Below are 16760 nucleotides of genomic sequence, written 5' to 3' on the forward strand. Positions count from 1 at the left end.
CTTGATTGTACAATCAATCATGTACCATCGCCCTCGAGGCGCCTCGATGGCCCGGGGCGCCGGGACGGCGGCGGCGGCCGCGACGACGGGCGCGCCGCGCATGGATCGCGGGGCGTGGTTGATCTACGGTTGATGGAGCTCTCATGGTTGATCTACCTGCCTCGGAGCAGCGGCGCTCGGCCTACGTGACCGGCGCCGAGGCGGCGGAGCTGCTCGGCGTGAAGCGGGAGACGCTCTATGCGTACGCGAGCCGGGGCATGCTCCGCGGGGTGCCCGGCGGGAAGGGCCGCGCGCGGCTCTACCTCAGGGCGGACATCGAGCGGCTCAAGGCGCGGCACGACGCGCGCGCCGGCCACGGCCCGGTCGCGGCCGAGGCGCTCCGGTGGGGCGAGCCGGTGCTCGAGTCGGCGCTCACCGCGATCGGCCCGCGCGGGCCCGTCTACCGGGGCAACGAGGCGGTCGCGCTGGCGCTCGCGGACGTGCCCTTCGACGCGGTCGCCGAGCTCCTGTGGACCGGGGAGCTGCCCGCGGCGGGCGCGCCGGCCCCCCGGCCCGCCCGGCTGAGCGTCCGCCCGGCGAAGCTCGCGGCGCTCCTGCCCGAGGGCGCGCCGCCGTTCACCGCGCTCGCGCTCGCGGTGCCCGCGCTCGGCGCGCACGACATGACCCGCCACGTGGGGGCGCCCTCGGGCGACGGGCGCATCCCCACGAGCGACGCCGAGCGCGCGCGGGCGCGCGCCCTCGTGCGGGCGATGGCGGCGCTCGTCGGCCTGGGCCGGGACGCGCGCAGGGCGACCGCCGCCCTGGAGGCCGAGGGCACGGCGCAGCGCCTGCTCGTCGCGCTGGGCGCGAACCCCTCGAAGAAGGCCGAGCGCGCCGTGAACCGGGCGCTCCTGGTCTCGGCCGATCACGAGCTGAACGCCTCGACGTTCGCGGTCCGGGTGGCCGCCTCCACCGGGGCCGACCTCTACGCCTGCGTCAGCGCGGGGCTCGCGGCGCTCTCCGGCCCGAGGCACGGCGGCGTCACCGACCGGGTGGAGGCGCTGGTCGCGGAGGCGGGCCGGCCCGAGCGCGCGGCGGCCGCGGTCCACGAGCGCCTGCGCCGCGGCGAGCCCATCGCCGGCTTCGGGCACCGGCTCTACCCGGAGGGCGATCCGCGCGCGCGGGCGCTGCTCGACACGGCGCGCGGGCTCGCGCCGCACAGCGCGGCGCTGCGCACGGTGCTCGCGCTCGTCGACGCGCTGCGCGACGCCGGCCTCGATCCGCCGTCGCTCGACATGGGCCTCGTCGCGATCGCGGCCGCGCTCGGCCTGCCGGCCGGCTCGGCGGCGGCGATGTTCGCGGTCGGGCGCGCCGCGGGGTGGATCGCCCACGCGTTCGAGCAGCGCGAGGCGGGCTACATGCTGCGGCCGCGGGCCCGGTACACCGGCCCCTGACCTCCGCGCGGGGTGGTGCGGCCCTCAGAGATCGACCTGCATGCCGAGCTCGACCACCCGGTTCGGCGGGAGCCCGAAATACGCCGTCGCCGGGCGCGCGTTCCGCGAGATGAACGCGAACAGCGCCTTCCGCCACCGGGACATCTTCGAGCGCCCCGTCGTCAGCAGCGTCTCCCTGCCGAGGTAGTAGCTCGTCCTCCCGAGATCGATGTGGAGCCCGTGCCGCGCGCACGCCTCGAGCGCCGACGGGGCGTTCGGCGTCTGCATGAAGCCGTAACACGCCGTGACCCGGTAGATCCCCTCGCCCCTCGGGATCACGGTCACGCGCCGCTCGGGCGGCACCTCCGGCACCTTGAGCACCTGGATCGAGAGGAGCACCACCTGCTCGTGCAGCGCCTGGTTGTGCTTCACGTGGTGCAGCAGGATCGGCGGCGTGCCCTCCGGGTTCGACGCCATGAAGACCGCCGTCCCGCGCACCCGGTGCGGCCTCATGCGCTTCACGTCCTCGAGGAACAGGTCGAGCGGCAGGATCGCCGACTTGATCGCCTCCGCGAGGTACCTGCGCCCGGTCTTCCACGTCGTCATCACGGTGAAGGTGGCCGCGCCCATGACGATGGGCACCCAGCCCCCGTGGAAGAGCTTGGCGCTGTTCGCCGCGAAGAACGCGAGATCGACCGTCAGGAAGAGCCCGGCCAGGGGGAGCGACCTCCAGGCCGGCCAGCCCCATGTCTCCCGGGTGACCACGTAATAGACGATCGTCGTGATCCCCATCGTCCCCGTGACGGCGATGCCGTAGGCGGCCGCGAGCGCGCTCGAGGTCTGGAAGGTGAGCACCAGCAGGATGCACGCGACCAGAAGCCCGCGGTTCACCTCGGGGACGTAGATCTGCCCCGCCTCCTCCTTCGAGGTGTGGACGATCGTGACGCGCGGGAAATACCCGAGCTGGACCGCCTGCTGCGTCAGCGAGAAGGCCCCGGAGATGAGCGCCTGGGACGCCACCACGGTCGCCGCGGTCGCGATCGCCACCGTCGGGTAGAGCGCCCAGGAGGGGACCAGCGCGTAGAACGGGCTCGACGCGCTGGCGGGGTCCTCGAGGAGCCTGGCCCCCTGGCCGAAATAGTTGATGAGCAGCCCCGGCCAGACGATCGCGTACCAGGTGTACTTGATGGGCGTGCGCCCGAAATGGCCCATGTCGGCGTAGAGCGCCTCGCCGCCCGTGATGCAGAGGACGACCGCGCCGAGGATCAGGAAGCCGTGCCCCTGGTTCTCGGCGAAGAAGCTCACCGCGTGGGCCGGCGAGACGGCCTGGAGCACGCCGGGGTGGTGGAGGATCTCCTTGGCCCCGAGCAGCGTGAGCGCGAGGAACCACACGAGCGTCACGGGCCCGAAGATCTTCCCTACCCCCGCCGTGCCGCGCTTCTGCACGAGGAACACCGCCAGCAGCACGGCGCAGGTGATCGGGACGACGGCCGGCCTCAGCGTCGACGTCGCGACCTCGAGGCCCTCCACGGCCGACAGGACCGAGATCGCCGGCGTGATCACGCCGTCGCCGTACAGGAGCGAGGCCCCGACGAGGACGAGGAGCACCAGGAGGCCACGGCCGTCGCCCTTGCGCTCGCCGCTCGGGACGAGCGCGAGGAGCGCGAGGATGCCGCCCGCCCCCTCGTTGTCGGCCCGCGTGATGAACGTCAGGTACTTGACGGTCACCACCATCATCAGCGACCAGAACATCAGCGACAGCACGCCCAGCACGTTGTCGGGCGTCGGCGCGACGCGGTGCGGGCTGCTCGGGCTGAAGCACTCCTTCATCGCGTAAAGGGGGCTCGTCCCGATGTCGCCGTAGACGACCCCGAGCGCCGCGAGCATCAGCGGCCACACCTTCTTGGGGCTCGCGCCGTGAGCGCTCCCGGCCTGCGGGGGCGGCGCCGGGCGAGCTGCGCCCGGGATCGGTGGTGGGCTCGTGCTCATCGGCGCGCATCCTACTTCATCGCGAGCCCCCGCCGCGGCGAGGCGGCGCGCGGCGTCGGGTGGTGCTGCATCAGCCGAGCGCCCGCGCCGCCGCGGAGAGATCCGCGATGAAGCGGGAGAGCTCGGCTCGCCTGGCGGCCTCGTCCGGGACGCGGAGGATGGACGCCGGATGCACGGTCGCGAGCGTGCGCGGCGCGAGCGGCGAGGCGACGATCCGGCCGCGCTCACGCGTGACCCGGAACGAGCTGCCGAGCAGCGCCTGCGCCGCGGTCGCGCCGAGGCACACGACGACCTCGGGTCGCACCACCGCGATCTCCGCCGCGAGCCAGGGGAGGCAGGCCCGGATCTCGCGCGCGTCGGGCCTCTGGTGGATGCGACGCTTGCCGCGCGGCTCCCACTTGAAGTGCTTGACCACGTTGGTGACGTACGCCCGGCTCCGATCGATGCCCGCCGCCTCGAGCGCGCGATCGAGCAGCTGCCCCGCCGGGCCCACGAACGGCTTGCCGGCGCGGTCCTCCATGTCGCCCGGCTGCTCCCCGACGAGCAGCACGCTCGACCGCGCTGAGCCCTCGCCGAACACCGTCTGCGTCCCCCGCTCCCAGAGCGGGCACGCCCTGCAGCCCGCGGCGGCCTCGCGCAGGCTCTGCAGGGACGGGCCGCTGGGGATGAGCGCCGCCGCCGTCTCTCCGCCATCGCCGGCGCTGTGCTCCGCCGCCTTTCGTCTCGTCACGATCGTCATGGCTCCCCGGGGAGCAGCGCTCGTGCCACCGGGATCGGCGCGGCGGTCGGACGCGGTGCGTCGCGCCAAGGGCGGCCCAGCCGTCTTGACGGACCCGCGCGACCTTCCCATAGTGGCCCTGTTCCGGACGTTGACCGGACAGTCAGAAATGCCCCGCCTCGCTGATCGCCGCGCCAGGATCGAGTTGCTCCGCGCCGCCGAGGCTGCCTTCACGGAGCGCGGCCTCGCCGCGGCGAAGGTCGAGGAGATCACCGAGCGCGCCGGCGTCTCCAAGGGCGCGTTCTACCTGCACTTCCGGAGCAAGGAAGACTGCTTCAAGCAGATCGTCGAGACCTTCGTGGCGCGGCTCGCGGGGTGCGTCGAGCCGCCCCCGCTGATCCTCGAGGACGAGCCAGCGTCGATCAGCGACTACCTCCAGCGGCTCCTCGCCCACGACATCGAGGTGATCGAGTTCTGCTGGCAGAACCGGGCGCTCCTCAAGATGATGCTGGCAGGCGGCGGCGGGGCCCCTTACGCCTACCTGATCGACGAGTTCGCGCAGCGCGTCGCCCGCCAGGTGGAGAGCCGCGTCCGGCGTGCGATCGACGCCGGCCTCTACCGGCGCGATCTCGATCCCAGCGTCATCGCCGCGCTCATCTCCGGCGCCTTCGATCGGCTGGTGCGCAAGCTCATCGACTCGCCGTCGCGGCCGGACATCGCGGCCTGGTGCTCGCAGGCGCTCCAGCTCTTCATGCACGGGCTGCTCGCCCCGGAGGTGCGCGCCGTGACTGACCTATCGGTCACCCATCCGGCGCCGCGGGGCACGGCGCCGGTCGCCGCCTCGCCTCCCGCCGCGAGACCGAGCGGCGAGCGCCGGCGGTCCAAGATCAAGGCGACCTGAGCCCCCCGCGCGCACGCGGCAACAAGCCGTCCTTGGCGGCGCGTCAAGCCCCTGGCGACGAGCGGCGATGCAGGGACCGGGACGCGCGGCGCTGTAAGGTTCTGCCTGAACGCATTGCGACCCCGGCGGCGAGCAGCCCAGGATGTTGTACAGGCAACACCTGACGCCGGATTCCTCATCGTCCCAGCGGTCGGTCAGGCTCCTGCCGAGGTAATAATCTGTGGGGGATCCGACTGCAGGGGACAGCGACGGGGGGGTGAATCGGGGAGCTGGGGAGACACCCCATCGAGCAACCCGGAGGGCACGGTCTCTCGGGTGAGCATCCAGGGTTGTCCAGACATGCGCCAGCTCGACGATCGTGCGCTCGGGCCGGTGACGGGCGCCCTCCGGGCGGTCCTCCGCGGGACCGGGGACGGTCGAGGAGGGCTGTGTGAGCACACCATCAGCTTACGATAGGCGATTGATCCAGGAGCTGCTCCGGCAGACCTGCCAGTCGATCCAGTGGTGCACCGGCGCCGGAACATCGATTGAGGACAGGATAGAGCTCGCCCTCTCCGCGCACGCGCTCCATGTCTGGACGCCGGACGTCGACCTGCGAGCCCGGCTGACCCGGGACTTCGCGCTCGCCATCGCGGTCCGCGTGCTCTCCTTCGGCGACGACGCCGAGGCGTCCCTCTGCAAGGCGCTTTGCCAGGACGGGTCGCTGATGGCGGAGCTCTTGAAAGCGCAGTGGCAGCTCGTACGCACGGCGTGCAGAGCGGCCGAGCGCACCGCCGGGAGACTGGTGCTGCTGACGGCGGTCCCCGAGGCGTGAGTCCGGACCGCCGCGCCGAAGAGCGCCCGTTCGCAGCGACCATGGGAAGAGAAACGCGTGGGAACATAATAGGGCCGGGGCCTTGCTTGTCCGGCGCAGCGCCGTGGCGGATTGCCCCTGAAAGCTGCTATCAAAAGGGACGCCGGACACAGCATGACGTGGTCGTTCCCGCGAGGCCGTGCAGATGGCGCCCCAGACCAGCTACAGCATCTACGTTCGTTTCCGGGGCCGGCGGCTCGCGCTCATGAAGCACATCCGCTCGCTCGGGGCGGCGCGCGCCGCGCTGCTGACCTTGCGGGCAGACCGATTCCACGACGCCGATCAGGTATTTCTCGTCAATGATGCGACGAAGCAGATCGTCGACGAAGCACGATGGGAGGCCGGCGCGGAGGCCGGCGCAGAGCGGGAGATCAGCCTCCGTCTAGACGACGGTGACGGGCGCGGGGAGCCAGCGCGCGCCCCGGCGAGCGGCGTGGCCCGACCGGCGCGGGCGGACAGGGCGCCCGCGCTGCGCCCGGCCCGCGAGGCGCCCGCCGAGGAGGCGCAGGGCGATCCGACCGCGAGCAGGTGGCCCAGGGCAGAGAGCCAGGAGCCCCCGCGCACGCGTCTGCGCCGCGCGCTGGCCGCGGCGCGCGCCGCCCGAGCGCGCCACGATGCCGCGCTGGAGACGCTGATCAGGCTCCAGCCCAGCGGAGCGCTGGACGAGAAGATGCTACGCAAACTCGTGGATTCCGCCCGTGCGGTCTCCGACCAGTCTGCACACACGCTGGAGGAGCTCGAACGACTCCTCAAGCACCTGGAGCGCTCGAGCTGAGATGACCGTCGATATGCCGCTCCGCGCGCTGCCCCTCGCGGCCTCCCGGCGTCACGAGAAGATGGCTGGGGCCCCGGGCGCGGACGTCCACATCCAACCCGACGATACCAGCGGACGTCCACGTCCAACCCGACGATGCCAGACGATGACGGTTCCGGACGATGACGGTTCCAGACGATGACAGGCCCGTTGACCGAGCGCATATCGCAACCGTAGCTTCGCGTTCGTCAGGTCCCCCGCGGCCGCGCGGCCCCTGAGAGAGCGCTCAACCGTTCAAGCCACCATGCCCGAACAGAAGAAGTCACGCCGGACGCAATTCAGGGCACCTGGCCAGAGCGATGCCGCGCACCGATCTGGCGGGCTGGCAGCGCCGGGGCGCGCGCTCGACCCGCTCCTGGATACCGGCGAGCCCGCCGCGACGAGCGAGGCACGCCCCGCGAGCGATGTGCGGTTTCCGGTCGTCTGCGTGGTCGCCTCGGTCGGCGGGCGGGGCGCGCTCGCCGAGCTCCTCCGGCGCCTGCCGAGCCGCGACACACGCATCTCCCTCGTGCTGATCTACGACGCAGAGGCCGGGGACCCTCCCGTCCTCGAGCTTGCGGCGCAGTGCAGTCCGCTGCCGGTCACCGAGCTTCGCGCGGGCGCGAGGCTCGTGCCTGGTCACGTTCAGGTCCTCCCCCGAGACGCCCAGGCGACGCTGGCCAACGGAAGCGTCGAGCTCACGCCGCGCGACCAGGGTGGGCCGAGCAGCGCTGCGGATGTGTTCCTGCGCTCGCTCGCGCGGGAGCTCGGGCCCAACGCGGTCGGCGTCGTGCTCTCCGGCTCCGGGAGCGACGGCGCGCTCGGGCTGAAGGACGTGAAGGCGGAGGGCGGGGTCACCTTCGCCGAGGATCCGCGCGGCGCCGAGCGGCCTGCGCTCCCGCGGAGCGCCGTCTCCACCGGGGGCGTCGACTTCACCCTGAGCGTCGAGGAGATCGCGGCGGAGCTCGCGAGGATGGGCCGCCCCGGATACGCGCTCGCCCCGTGGCTCACGCACGGCGCGTCCTTCGGGGTCGACTCCGAGCTCGGCAAGCTCTTCAGGCTGCTCCAGGCCACGGTGGGCGTGGACTTCAGCCATTATAAAAAGAGCACCCTGAAGCGCCGCATCCAGCGGCGCATGATGCTCCACAGGCTCACCACGCTGCAGGAGTACCTCGACTACCTGCGCGCGCAGCCGGCCGAGCTCGAGGAGCTTTATCAGGACCTCCTGATCAGGGTCACCGCGTTCTTCCGTGATCCGGACGCCTTCGCCGCGCTGAAGACCCACGTGTTCCCGGTGCTCATGCACAAGAGACCCCAGGACTGCCCTGTCCGCATCTGGGTGCCGGGGTGCTCGACGGGCGAGGAGGTCTACTCCATCGCGATCGCGCTGCTCGAGTTCCTCGAGGCCGACGCCGGCGATCGTGCCATCCAGATCTTCGGCACCGATCTGAGCGAGGGCGCCATCCAGCGGGCGCGGGCGGGGATCTACATCGACAGCATCTCGCTCGACGTCTCGCCCGGCCGGCTGCGCCGCTTCTTCGTCAGGGTGCAAGGCGGGTTCCAGGTCCACCAATCGATCCGCGACCTGTGCGTCTTCTCGCGCCACAACGCCGCGTCCGACCCGCCCCTCTCGAAGCTCGACCTCATCAGCTGCCGCAACCTGATGATCTACCTGGAGCCGAGCCTGCAGCGCCGGGTGCTGCAGACCTTCCACCAGGGCCTCAAGCCCACCGGCTTCTTGCTCCTCGGCTCGTCCGAGAGCGTCGGCGCGACGCCCGATCTGTTCGGTGTCGTGGACCGGGCCCACAGGATCTTCTGCAAGCGCGCCATGCCCGAGGCCGAGAGCTCCCCCGGCCCCACCGCGCCCGCGCTCCCGAGCGCTCCCGCGGCCGCCGCGGAGGCGCCGGGCGCCGGCGACGGGCCGATCATGGACCGGGTGCGCGCCGAGGCCGACGCCATCGTCATGGCGCGCTACGCCCCCGCGGGCGTGGTGATCGACGAGGAGATGCAGATCCTCCAGTTCCGGGGCAAGACAGGGCCTTATCTCGAGCCGGCGCCGGGCGACGCCAGCCTGCATCTCTTCAGGATGGCCCGTGAGGGGCTCGTGCCCGGGCTCCGCGTCGCCGTCGACGCGTCGATGCGCTCGGGCACGGTGGCGCGCCTGGAGCAGATCAAGGTCCGGCACGGAGAGAAGCTCCGGCTCGTCGACGTCGAGGTGTGGCCGCTCAAGGTGCGGCTCCCGCGCGGGCGCTGCTTCCTCGTCATCTTCACCGAGTCCGGCGCGACCAGGCTCGATCCGCCGGGCGGCGCCCCGAGCCAGGGCGACGCGTCGAGAGAGCTGGAGGTCGTCCAGCTCCGCAGGGAGCTCGTGCTCACCAGGGAATACCTCCTGTCGATCATCGAGGAGATCGAGGCGACGAACGAGGAGCTCCTGTGCGCGAACGAGGAGCTCCTCGCGAGCAATGACGAGCTCCGGAGGACCAACGATGCGCTCGAGTCCGCGAGGGAGGAGCTCCGGTCGACGAACGAGGAGCTGACCACCGTCAACGAGGAGCTCCAGAGCACCAATATCGCGCTGGGGCTGGCCAATGACGATTTGCGCAACCTGCTGAGCAGCCTCAGTGTCCCGATACTCATGCTCAGCGCGGACCTGCGGATCCGCCGCACCACCGGCGCCGCCGACAGGCTGCTCGGCCTCAGCGCGAGCGACGTGGGCAGGTCCATCCTCGAGGTGAAGCCGAGGAGCGGCGTCGACCTGGCGCCGGTCGTCGCCGAGGTCATCGGCACGATGAGCACCACCGAGCGGCAGGTCGAGGAGCGCGGGGGGCGCCTCCACGTCATGCGGGTACGCCCCTCTCGGATCACCGGGAACGACGCGGGCGATCTCCCCGCGTTGCTGCTCGTGATCGAGGACAGGACGGGCGCCGAGAGGGACGATGGCTCGCCGTCAGGGCTGCGGCCAGCCCGCCGCACCGGCCCCGCTTGACCCGCTCATCCTCCCCGCGACCCGCTCATCCTCCCCGCGATCTCCAGTCCCCCGATGCGATCCGGGGCAATCGCATCGCCTGGCCCGGCGGCATCAGGTACGCCTCGCAGCGCCCGCCCCCGTCGAGCTCGATCGACTCGCGCCGGAACAGGTCGGGGCAGCCTTCGTAGATATCGAGCGAGGCGAGCGTCTCCCAGTCAGGCTCGTAGAGCTCGCCGGCCACCGCGGTCGAGCCCCCGCGCACGAGCGCCGGGTAGGCGCCCAGGTCGGCGAGCTCGAACAGGGGGGCCGTGCGGGCGAGCCCGAGGCAGCGCGCGCGCCCGAGCAGCTCATGCGCGCGCTCGCCGCGCATCAGCGTGCCATAGACGAAGAGCACCACGGGCCGTCACCTGCAGTGCTGCTCGACGGCGGCGAGCAGCTGTTCGAGGTTGATCGGCTTCTTGAGGAACTGCGCCGCGCCGAGCGAGGACACGAGCTCGTCGCGGCCGGTCGCCGAGATGATCACCACCGGGATCGACGCGAGCTCCGGGTCTTTCTTCTGCTCCGCCCTGAACTGCCAGCCATCCATGATGGGCATCATGAGGTCGAGCAGGATGAGCCCGGGCCTCGGGTCGGTCCGGAGCGCGCTCAGGGCCTCGGCGCCATGGGCCGCAGAGGCGACGGCGTACCCCTCCTCTTGCAAGAGCTCGGCGAGGGTCTCTCGAATATCCGGATCATCATCGACAACGAGGATCCTCTTCAAGGGAGTGGCAGGCACGGTGCATCAATCACTATGCGAAAGGCTGACGTCACGGCGAAACAGGGAAAGCCCTGAATCCCTGCTCGGGGTCCGCTTGACCAGGCTCGATCTGCGAGGAAGGGGGCACATGAAGGTCGCTCTGCGGCGGTCGGCGCCGCGCTGGGTTCGAGGCCCGTACATACCTCGAGCACCGGCGCTGAAGCCCTGGATCTGCACGGGGACGACGGAGCTCGGGCAGGGCAGCTCCAGCAAGGAGGGTTGGGACATACGCATCCGGTGCTCGGGCGTCGGTGTCGACGCCGATGGTACAGCAGGGGAGCGCCCGGGCGAAGCCGCTCTCGGGCAGATCTGCGCCCGGCCGAGGTGAACCTCGCGCGGCGGATCATCCGCCGCCGCTCCCTAGAAGTGTCGATCGTACCACCGGCGCAGCGCAGCGCAGCACGGGCGGCACGCCCCTGTCCGTCACGTCCTGGGCACGCGTCGCGCGGAGGATGCGCCCGCTCGCTCGACGGCAGCCCGGGCATCTCGACGAGAGACGCGGCGCGACCCGTCCGGACGGATGGATCCGTGAGCTCCGCGGCCATGGCCGCGACGCGCCACGTCGAGGGGGCCGTGGGATCCGTGAGCTCCGCGGCCATGGCCGCGACGCGCCACGTCGAGGGGGCCGTGGAGCACGCAGCCGGGCGCACCGCCGACTTCCGCCAGCGCGGTACGTCCCGCTGTCCCCATCATCCCGCCCCGGACGGCATGGAAGCCCGGCTGCGCTCCGGATGCAAGCCGGGCGAGCAGCAAGTACGCGCCGGCAGAGAGCACGAACGGACTCCCCGACAGGCGAGACACCCTGGTAGACTCCCATGGATGCCTGGCGAACGCCGCGTCGCGCTACTCGCGATGGAGCCAACCATGCCGGACGGTGGGGGAGCGCCGTTCAGCCATGGAATCCGTCGTGTCGAAGCTTCCCTGCTCGCCGATCCCGAGCTCGCCGGCGTGCCGATCCACGTGATCGATGCGCAGACGAGGGATATCGACGCGTGGATCGCCGAGGTCGAGACCGTGGACGCCGACGTGATCGGCCTCGCCGCGCACGTCTGGTCCTTCCCCACGTTCGTCGAGGTGGCTCGCCACCTGCAACGCAACCGGCCGGAGCGCACGATCATCCTCACCGGCCCCCTGGCGCGCCCCGCGATGTTCGCGCTCGCGCCCTGGCGCGACGCCACCGCGTGCATCAGCGCCCTCGTGCACGGCAACGAGCTCACGTTCCGCAACGTCGTCCGGCTGAGCAATCGCTCGCCCGAGGCGCTGCGCGCCGTGCCGGGGCTGCATGTCCCCTCCGCCGACGGCTGGGTCTCGACGGGCGACGCGCCGCACGTCCCGCCCGACGAGCTCCCCTCGCCGATCCGGATGAAGCTGCTCGCGACCGATCGCACGGTCCCGCTCGAGATCTGCCGCGGCGGCGCCATGAGCTGCCCCATCTGCCGGGTCTCCACGGGCAACGCCGGCGCCGGCGTCTTCTCGGAGGCCTACCTCGTCGAGGAGCTCTCGGCGCTCCGCGCCGCGGGCGCCCCGGGCGCGCAGATCGTGGACGCGCCGATCAACCTGAACGCCGAGGCGTTCCGGAACCTCGTGGCCGCGGAGAGGCAGGTCGGCTTCTTCAAGCAGGCGGCGCTGATGGCGTCGATCGATCCGGAGCACGTGCACGACGAGCACCTCGAGTTCTTCCGCGGCGCCGCGCACGTGCACCTCGAGGCGCGGCTGCCGCCGCTCAACAAGGACACCGGCGACGGCACGCAGCGCCCCTTCCGGGAGTCGAAGTTCGCCAAGGTCATCGAGGAGCTCTCGACCTTCACGGACATCGAGGTGGACATCCTCCTCGGCTTGCCGGGCGACGGCCCCATCACGTTCCGGCGCACGCTCGAGCGCGCGCGCGAGCTGCCCTGCAAGGTGCGCATCTTCCACTGCCTCGTCCTCCCGGACGACCTCATGACGCGCGCGCCCGCGTCGTTCGAGCTCCGGTTCGATCCCTTCACGCTGATGATGCGCTCCTGCCTCGGCTGGTCGGAGGACGCGCTCTCCCGCGAGCGCAGCCGCCTCATCGAGATGGCGTACCGCGAGGGCGGGGAGATCACGCCGGACATGTGGTCGTTCCCCGGTCCCCGCGAGATGCGGCGGCCGGCCATGCCGCTCGGCAGCGGCGTGGTCCCGCCGGGCGGGGAGATCCGGGTGGAGGGCGCGACGACGCTCGCGCCGGCCGGGCAGGATCTGCAGCGCGTGCTCGAGCTCGGGATCAAGGAGGCGACCTCCGGCGGGTGGACCTTCGTCGAGGCCTCGGCGCGCCCGGGCGAGATCGTGGTCATCATGAAGACGCGCGACGGCGCGCTGGTGGTCGAGATGCGCCCCGCCTCGCCCACGGAGAACGCGTACAAGGTGGTGGACGGCGTCGCGTTCGGCTACCGCTCGCCGCGCGGCGTGAAGATGAGCGACGGCGCGCTCCGCCTGCTCGATCGCGTGCTCCAGCGCCTGCACGCGCCGGCGCGCACGGCGCTCGGCCTCTCGACCCAGGACGGCGGCCCGGGCTCGGCGCGGGTGCGCCGCTTCCGCGCGACGCCCTCGTGACGCGCCCGGGGTGATCGCGCGGGCGCCCGCCTACTGGGCCTCGCCACGATCCGTGCCGCTCCAGACGACCGGCACGCGCGGCGCGTCAGGCCGCGGCGGCATCGACTCCATGCGGCGGGGCGCCTGGAGGAGTTGCTCCCGGAGCTCCGAGAGGCGCGCCGGCGAGACGTCGGCGTGGTCCACGATGTAGGGGTGGACCTGGCGGTTCTTGCCCCGGATGCTGACCGCGCCCGTGGCCTGCGCCGGGATGGCGTCGTTGACGGCCGCGTACGTCGCCTGACAGATGATGATCTTGGAGCCGAGCTCCTTGTTGGCCTGCTCGAGGCGCGACGCCGTATTTACCGTATCTCCGATGCAGGTGTACTCCATGCGCTGGAGCGACCCGATGTTGCCGGAGATGACGGTGCCGGTGGCGATCCCGACGCCCATCCTGATCTCGCCGCAGCCGAGGTGCTGCCGCTGGTTGAAGCGCTCGAGGGCCTGCACCATCTCGATCGCCGCCATGACGGCGCGCTTCGGCGCGTCCTCGACCGAGAGCGGCGCGCCGAACACCGCCATCAGGCCGTCGCCGATGTACTTGTCGAGCGTGCCGCCGTAGCGGAACACGATGTCGACCATCTCCGTGAAGTACTCGTTCAGGAACGAGACCACGACCTCCGGCTCGACCGACTCGGCGAGCGGGGTGAAGTTGCGGATGTCGGTGAACATCACCGAGACGTGCCGGCGCGTGCCGCCGAGCTTGAGCCGCCGCGGATCGGAGAGGACGAAGTCGACGAGATCCTTCGAGAGGTACCGGCCGAGCTCCTGCTTCTCGCGCTCGAGCCGGGCGCGCGCCAGCGACTCCACCTCGGCGCGGAGGATCAGGTTGCGCGACATGCGCGCGATGATGCCGGCGACGACGCCCGGGAGCGCGATGAAGAGGACCTGCTGGCACTGGTCCGCGAGGTTGATGGCGTTCTGGCCGTAGACGGACACCGGGCTGATCGGGACCGCGCCGGTGTAGACGGTCACGGCGAGCACGACGGAGTTGAAGAGGGCCGACAGCCCCGCCGAGTACAGGCACGCCGCCAGGCTGTAGCGGAAGCCTGACATCAGGTTCCAGAGCACGTAGACGGTCGACAGGTAGCTCGTGAAGTACTCGATGATGCCGGAGTGATTCCTGGCCGTCGCCAGCGCGGTGAGCGTGAGCAGCGCGAGATCGACGAAGATGCTCACGTACTTGAGCCAGCCGACGTAGGCGCCCGGGCGCAGGCGGAAGAACGCGTAGAGCAGGAGCGAGTAGACGAGGTACCCGCCGATCTGGACCGCGAAGATCGTGTTGGCGGCCGGCGTGTTGACCGTCCACACGTGCGCGAACGTGTAGACCGAGAGCAGCGCGAACGCGAACCGGATGTGGTTCACGATCCGCTCGCCGCGCATCTCCTGCGCGTGGAGGATCCGCACGATCTCGGGCGACTTCTCGATGCTCATGCGCGCCGCTCTCCTCCGATCCCGAGCCGCGAGAGGGCCGCGGCGAGCCCGCGCGCGCACAGGGCGGTCGTGAGCGCCCTGCCCAGGTGGTGCCCCTCGCGCCCGTCCTTCATCGGCACCCGGTAGAGCGGCTCGGCCGGCCACGAGCCGTCCACGAGCTGGAGCTCACCGAGGTAACGCGCCCCCCGCTCCAGGAGCAGCGGCTCGGGCGACGGCACCATCGCCGCGCCCTCGAGGCACGCGGCGGTGCGGAGGGGCGTCCCGAAGCCGCCGTCGAGCCGCTGCGACCCGAGCATCCGCGACAGGACGGCGGACTCGGCGACGGCGACCTCTGCCGCGCGCGGCGCGGCCGCTGCCCTCGCGCGGTAGAGGCGCGCGAAGCGGAGGAAGGCGAGATCCGTGTACGAGGCGTCGTAGAAGACGGCCCCCTCGACGCCGGCGGCCGAGACGGCGTCGAGCGCGCGCCGCGCGTTCGCGTCGATGATCCGGGCGAACCGCCCCGCATCGAACGAGAGGAGGCCCGCGAGCAGGTTCAACCGGACCGCCGCGCAGTCGTCTCCGGCCCACGTCGCGCCCGGCGTGGTCGGCCCCGCGGGCCCGCGGTAGAACCACGTCGGGACGATGCCGTCGTCGCCCACGTTGGCCAGCATGACCTCGATCCACGTCTCCGCGCGCCCCCGCGCGGCGCCCGTCGCGGCGACGAGCTGGAGCATGATCGCGAGGTCGTCGGCGTCCGGCGGGAGCTCGCGGAACGCGCCGAAGTAGCGGAGCTCTCCGGCCGGGATCTCGTCGAGCAGCGCCGCGGCCTCGGCGCGGACGTCGCGCCCGATCGCCCCGATCTCGAGCAGCGCCATCAGGATCGTCGCCCGGACGAACCACTGTCCGACCGGCTCCTCGGGCGACCCGAGCACGCCGAAGCGCTGCACCTCCCACGATTCCTGCCACGGCGACGCCTCCACGAGAAACGCGACCGCCGCGCGCAGATCCGCGCCCGCGGCGTCGGCCGGCGTCCGGCCGCGCTGCGGGCGCGCGCCGGGCGGCGCGCCGGCGCCGAGGAGATCGCGGAACGACATCAGCCCTTCGAAGAACCGGAAGCGCTCGCCGAGCGCGTCGAGGAAGTCGGCCGCGGCCTCGGCCAGGCCGCGCGCGGTCGGGCTCGATCGCGGGGAGCTCTCCAGGGCCGCGCGCGCCGACGCGAGCGCGTCCTGCACGCGCGCGACGAGCGCGGCCCGGTAGGGGCGGCTCGCGAGCAGGCTGCAGATCTCGAGGCGACGCACGGGCGACGCGCGCTCGCCCGAGAGCGCGCGGAGCAGCGGAGGAGCGAGATCCGCGCAGCCCAGCCAGAGCGCGAGGAGCGGCGTGAGCGTCGGCGCCGCGAGGTCCGGCGCGGCCGGATCGAGCCAGAGGCGCACGAGCCCGTCGAGCAGCCAGATCGGCGTGGCCACCACCTCTCCGAAGCGGGAAGCGGGCGCGAGATCGTCGCCAGCGAGCAGCGCGGGCGCCGTCCAGAGGGCGACGGACTCGCGGGCACAGGAGGCGAGGCGCGCCGCCGTCGCGTCCGGTCCGGCGCTCGCGGCCGCCGGATTGCGCGGCCACGAGGCCTCCGCGTGCTCGGCCAGGCAAAGGAGCCAGCGGCGCGCGCGCGCCTCGTCCGCGTGCGGCGCGAGCAGGCGCGCGGCGAGCGCGCCCCGCGCGAGCGCGTCGGGAGCGCCCTCGACGCCGCCGGCGGCCACCACGGCGACCGCCACGGCGGCGTCCCCCGCCGCGGCAGGCGCGAGCGCGCGCTCGCAGAGCCGCAGGGCCCAGCTCGCCCAGGGGGTGCGGTGCCCCTCGGGTCCGCCCACGCCGCGGCAGAGCGCGGGCGCTCCCCACGCCGCGTCACCGCTCCGGAGCGCCCCCGCGGCCAGCAGCGCTGCCCAGGAACGCTCGCAGATCCGCCTGTCGTCCTTGCCCAGCCATGGCCAGGCGACGGTCGCCCCCGAGGCAGGCGACAGCGTCACATACCCACTCCGCCGTCGCGCGCCGCGGCCGCGATGGCCGCATCGACCGCCTCGGGCGTCGAGGTCGCAGCGTCCCGGATCCGCTGGAGCGTCTCCGGACCGACCTCGTACCCTTCCCTCTCGATGGTGCGCTCGGGCTCCGCGAGGAGCTGCTGTCGAAAGCTCGAATCGACAACGGCGCGACCGATGAGCTCTGCCTCTGTTTTCTTCGATGCCACGGCGTCCTCGCTTTCTCTCCCGCTCGCGAGGCTAGGAGACCTCCAAACGGCTAGCAAGTGGAAGGAAT

13 protein-coding genes are annotated in these 16760 nt (G+C 72.2%); 6 read left to right on the top strand and 7 right to left on the bottom strand.

The window, feature by feature from the left end; translation table 11 throughout:
- Positions 1-143 precede the first annotated feature (143 nt).
- Positions 144-1433: a citrate synthase family protein gene (locus WMF31_RS28765; protein ID WP_436605013.1), complete on the top strand. Its 1290-nt coding sequence runs from the start codon at positions 144-146 to the stop codon at positions 1431-1433.
- 24 nt (positions 1434-1457) lie between these two features.
- Here WMF31_RS28765 and WMF31_RS28770 read toward each other — a convergent pair whose 3' ends face one another.
- Positions 1458-3401 (bottom strand): potassium transporter Kup, encoded by a 1944-nt coding sequence (locus WMF31_RS28770; RefSeq protein WP_436605014.1) that lies wholly within the window; start codon positions 3399-3401, stop codon positions 1458-1460.
- Between the two features lie 70 nt (positions 3402-3471).
- Complete coding sequence (locus WMF31_RS28775; RefSeq protein WP_436605015.1) at positions 3472-4140, bottom strand: UdgX family uracil-DNA binding protein; 669 nt, start codon at positions 4138-4140, stop codon at positions 3472-3474.
- A gap of 148 nt (positions 4141-4288) precedes the next feature.
- Between WMF31_RS28775 and WMF31_RS28780 the strand changes: the two genes are divergently transcribed.
- The 4 genes from WMF31_RS28780 (at position 4289) to WMF31_RS28795 (ending at position 9652) form a co-directional block, all read left to right on the top strand.
- The gene (locus WMF31_RS28780; RefSeq protein WP_436605016.1) at positions 4289-5020 is read left to right on the top strand and encodes a TetR/AcrR family transcriptional regulator; all 732 of its coding nucleotides are present in this window, start codon (positions 4289-4291) and stop codon (positions 5018-5020) included.
- Positions 5021-5480: 460 nt separating this feature from the next.
- The gene (locus tag WMF31_RS28785) at positions 5481-5834 is read left to right on the top strand and encodes a hypothetical protein (RefSeq protein WP_436605017.1); all 354 of its coding nucleotides are present in this window, start codon (positions 5481-5483) and stop codon (positions 5832-5834) included.
- A 184-nt stretch (positions 5835-6018) separates the two neighbouring features.
- Positions 6019-6648, top strand: coding sequence for a hypothetical protein (locus WMF31_RS28790; protein WP_436605018.1), 630 nt, complete (start codon positions 6019-6021; stop codon positions 6646-6648).
- A gap of 283 nt (positions 6649-6931) precedes the next feature.
- Positions 6932-9652, top strand: coding sequence for a CheR family methyltransferase (locus WMF31_RS28795; RefSeq protein WP_436605019.1), 2721 nt, complete (start codon positions 6932-6934; stop codon positions 9650-9652).
- Between the two features lie 25 nt (positions 9653-9677).
- Here the strand turns inward: WMF31_RS28795 and WMF31_RS28800 are convergent, their stop codons facing one another.
- Together WMF31_RS28800 and WMF31_RS28805 are read right to left on the bottom strand one after the other, a co-directional pair.
- The gene (locus WMF31_RS28800; RefSeq protein ID WP_436605020.1) at positions 9678-10031 is read right to left on the bottom strand and encodes a gamma-glutamylcyclotransferase family protein; all 354 of its coding nucleotides are present in this window, start codon (positions 10029-10031) and stop codon (positions 9678-9680) included.
- A 6-nt stretch (positions 10032-10037) separates the two neighbouring features.
- Positions 10038-10409 carry a response regulator gene (locus WMF31_RS28805; protein WP_436605021.1) on the bottom strand — a complete coding sequence of 124 codons (372 nt, stop codon included), beginning with the start codon at positions 10407-10409 and terminating at the stop codon, positions 10038-10040.
- An 885-nt stretch (positions 10410-11294) separates the two neighbouring features.
- Here WMF31_RS28805 and WMF31_RS28810 point away from each other — a divergent pair.
- Positions 11295-13004 carry an oxidoreductase gene (locus WMF31_RS28810; RefSeq protein ID WP_436605022.1) on the top strand — a complete coding sequence of 570 codons (1710 nt, stop codon included), beginning with the start codon at positions 11295-11297 and terminating at the stop codon, positions 13002-13004.
- Between the two features lie 30 nt (positions 13005-13034).
- On the opposite strand, the gene WMF31_RS28815 is transcribed toward WMF31_RS28810, so the two are convergent.
- From WMF31_RS28815 to WMF31_RS28825, 3 genes are read right to left on the bottom strand one after another with little or no spacing between them, the layout of a single operon-like run.
- Positions 13035-14474 (bottom strand): adenylate/guanylate cyclase domain-containing protein, encoded by a 1440-nt coding sequence (locus tag WMF31_RS28815; RefSeq protein ID WP_436605023.1) that lies wholly within the window; start codon positions 14472-14474, stop codon positions 13035-13037.
- On the bottom strand, positions 14471-16474 hold the full coding sequence (locus tag WMF31_RS28820; RefSeq protein ID WP_436605024.1) for a hypothetical protein: 2004 nt from the start codon (positions 16472-16474) through the stop codon (positions 14471-14473). The genes WMF31_RS28815 and WMF31_RS28820 overlap by 4 nt, the downstream gene beginning before the upstream one ends.
- Positions 16471-16692 carry a Franean1_4349 family RiPP gene (locus WMF31_RS28825; protein ID WP_129346473.1) on the bottom strand — a complete coding sequence of 74 codons (222 nt, stop codon included), beginning with the start codon at positions 16690-16692 and terminating at the stop codon, positions 16471-16473. Before WMF31_RS28825 ends, WMF31_RS28820 begins: the two co-directional genes overlap by 4 nt.
- Positions 16693-16760 lie beyond the last annotated feature (68 nt).

The sequence above is a fragment of the Sorangium sp. So ce1036 genome, from assembly GCF_051369805.1.
GTDB lineage: Bacteria > Myxococcota_A > Polyangia > Polyangiales > Polyangiaceae > Sorangium > Sorangium cellulosum_F.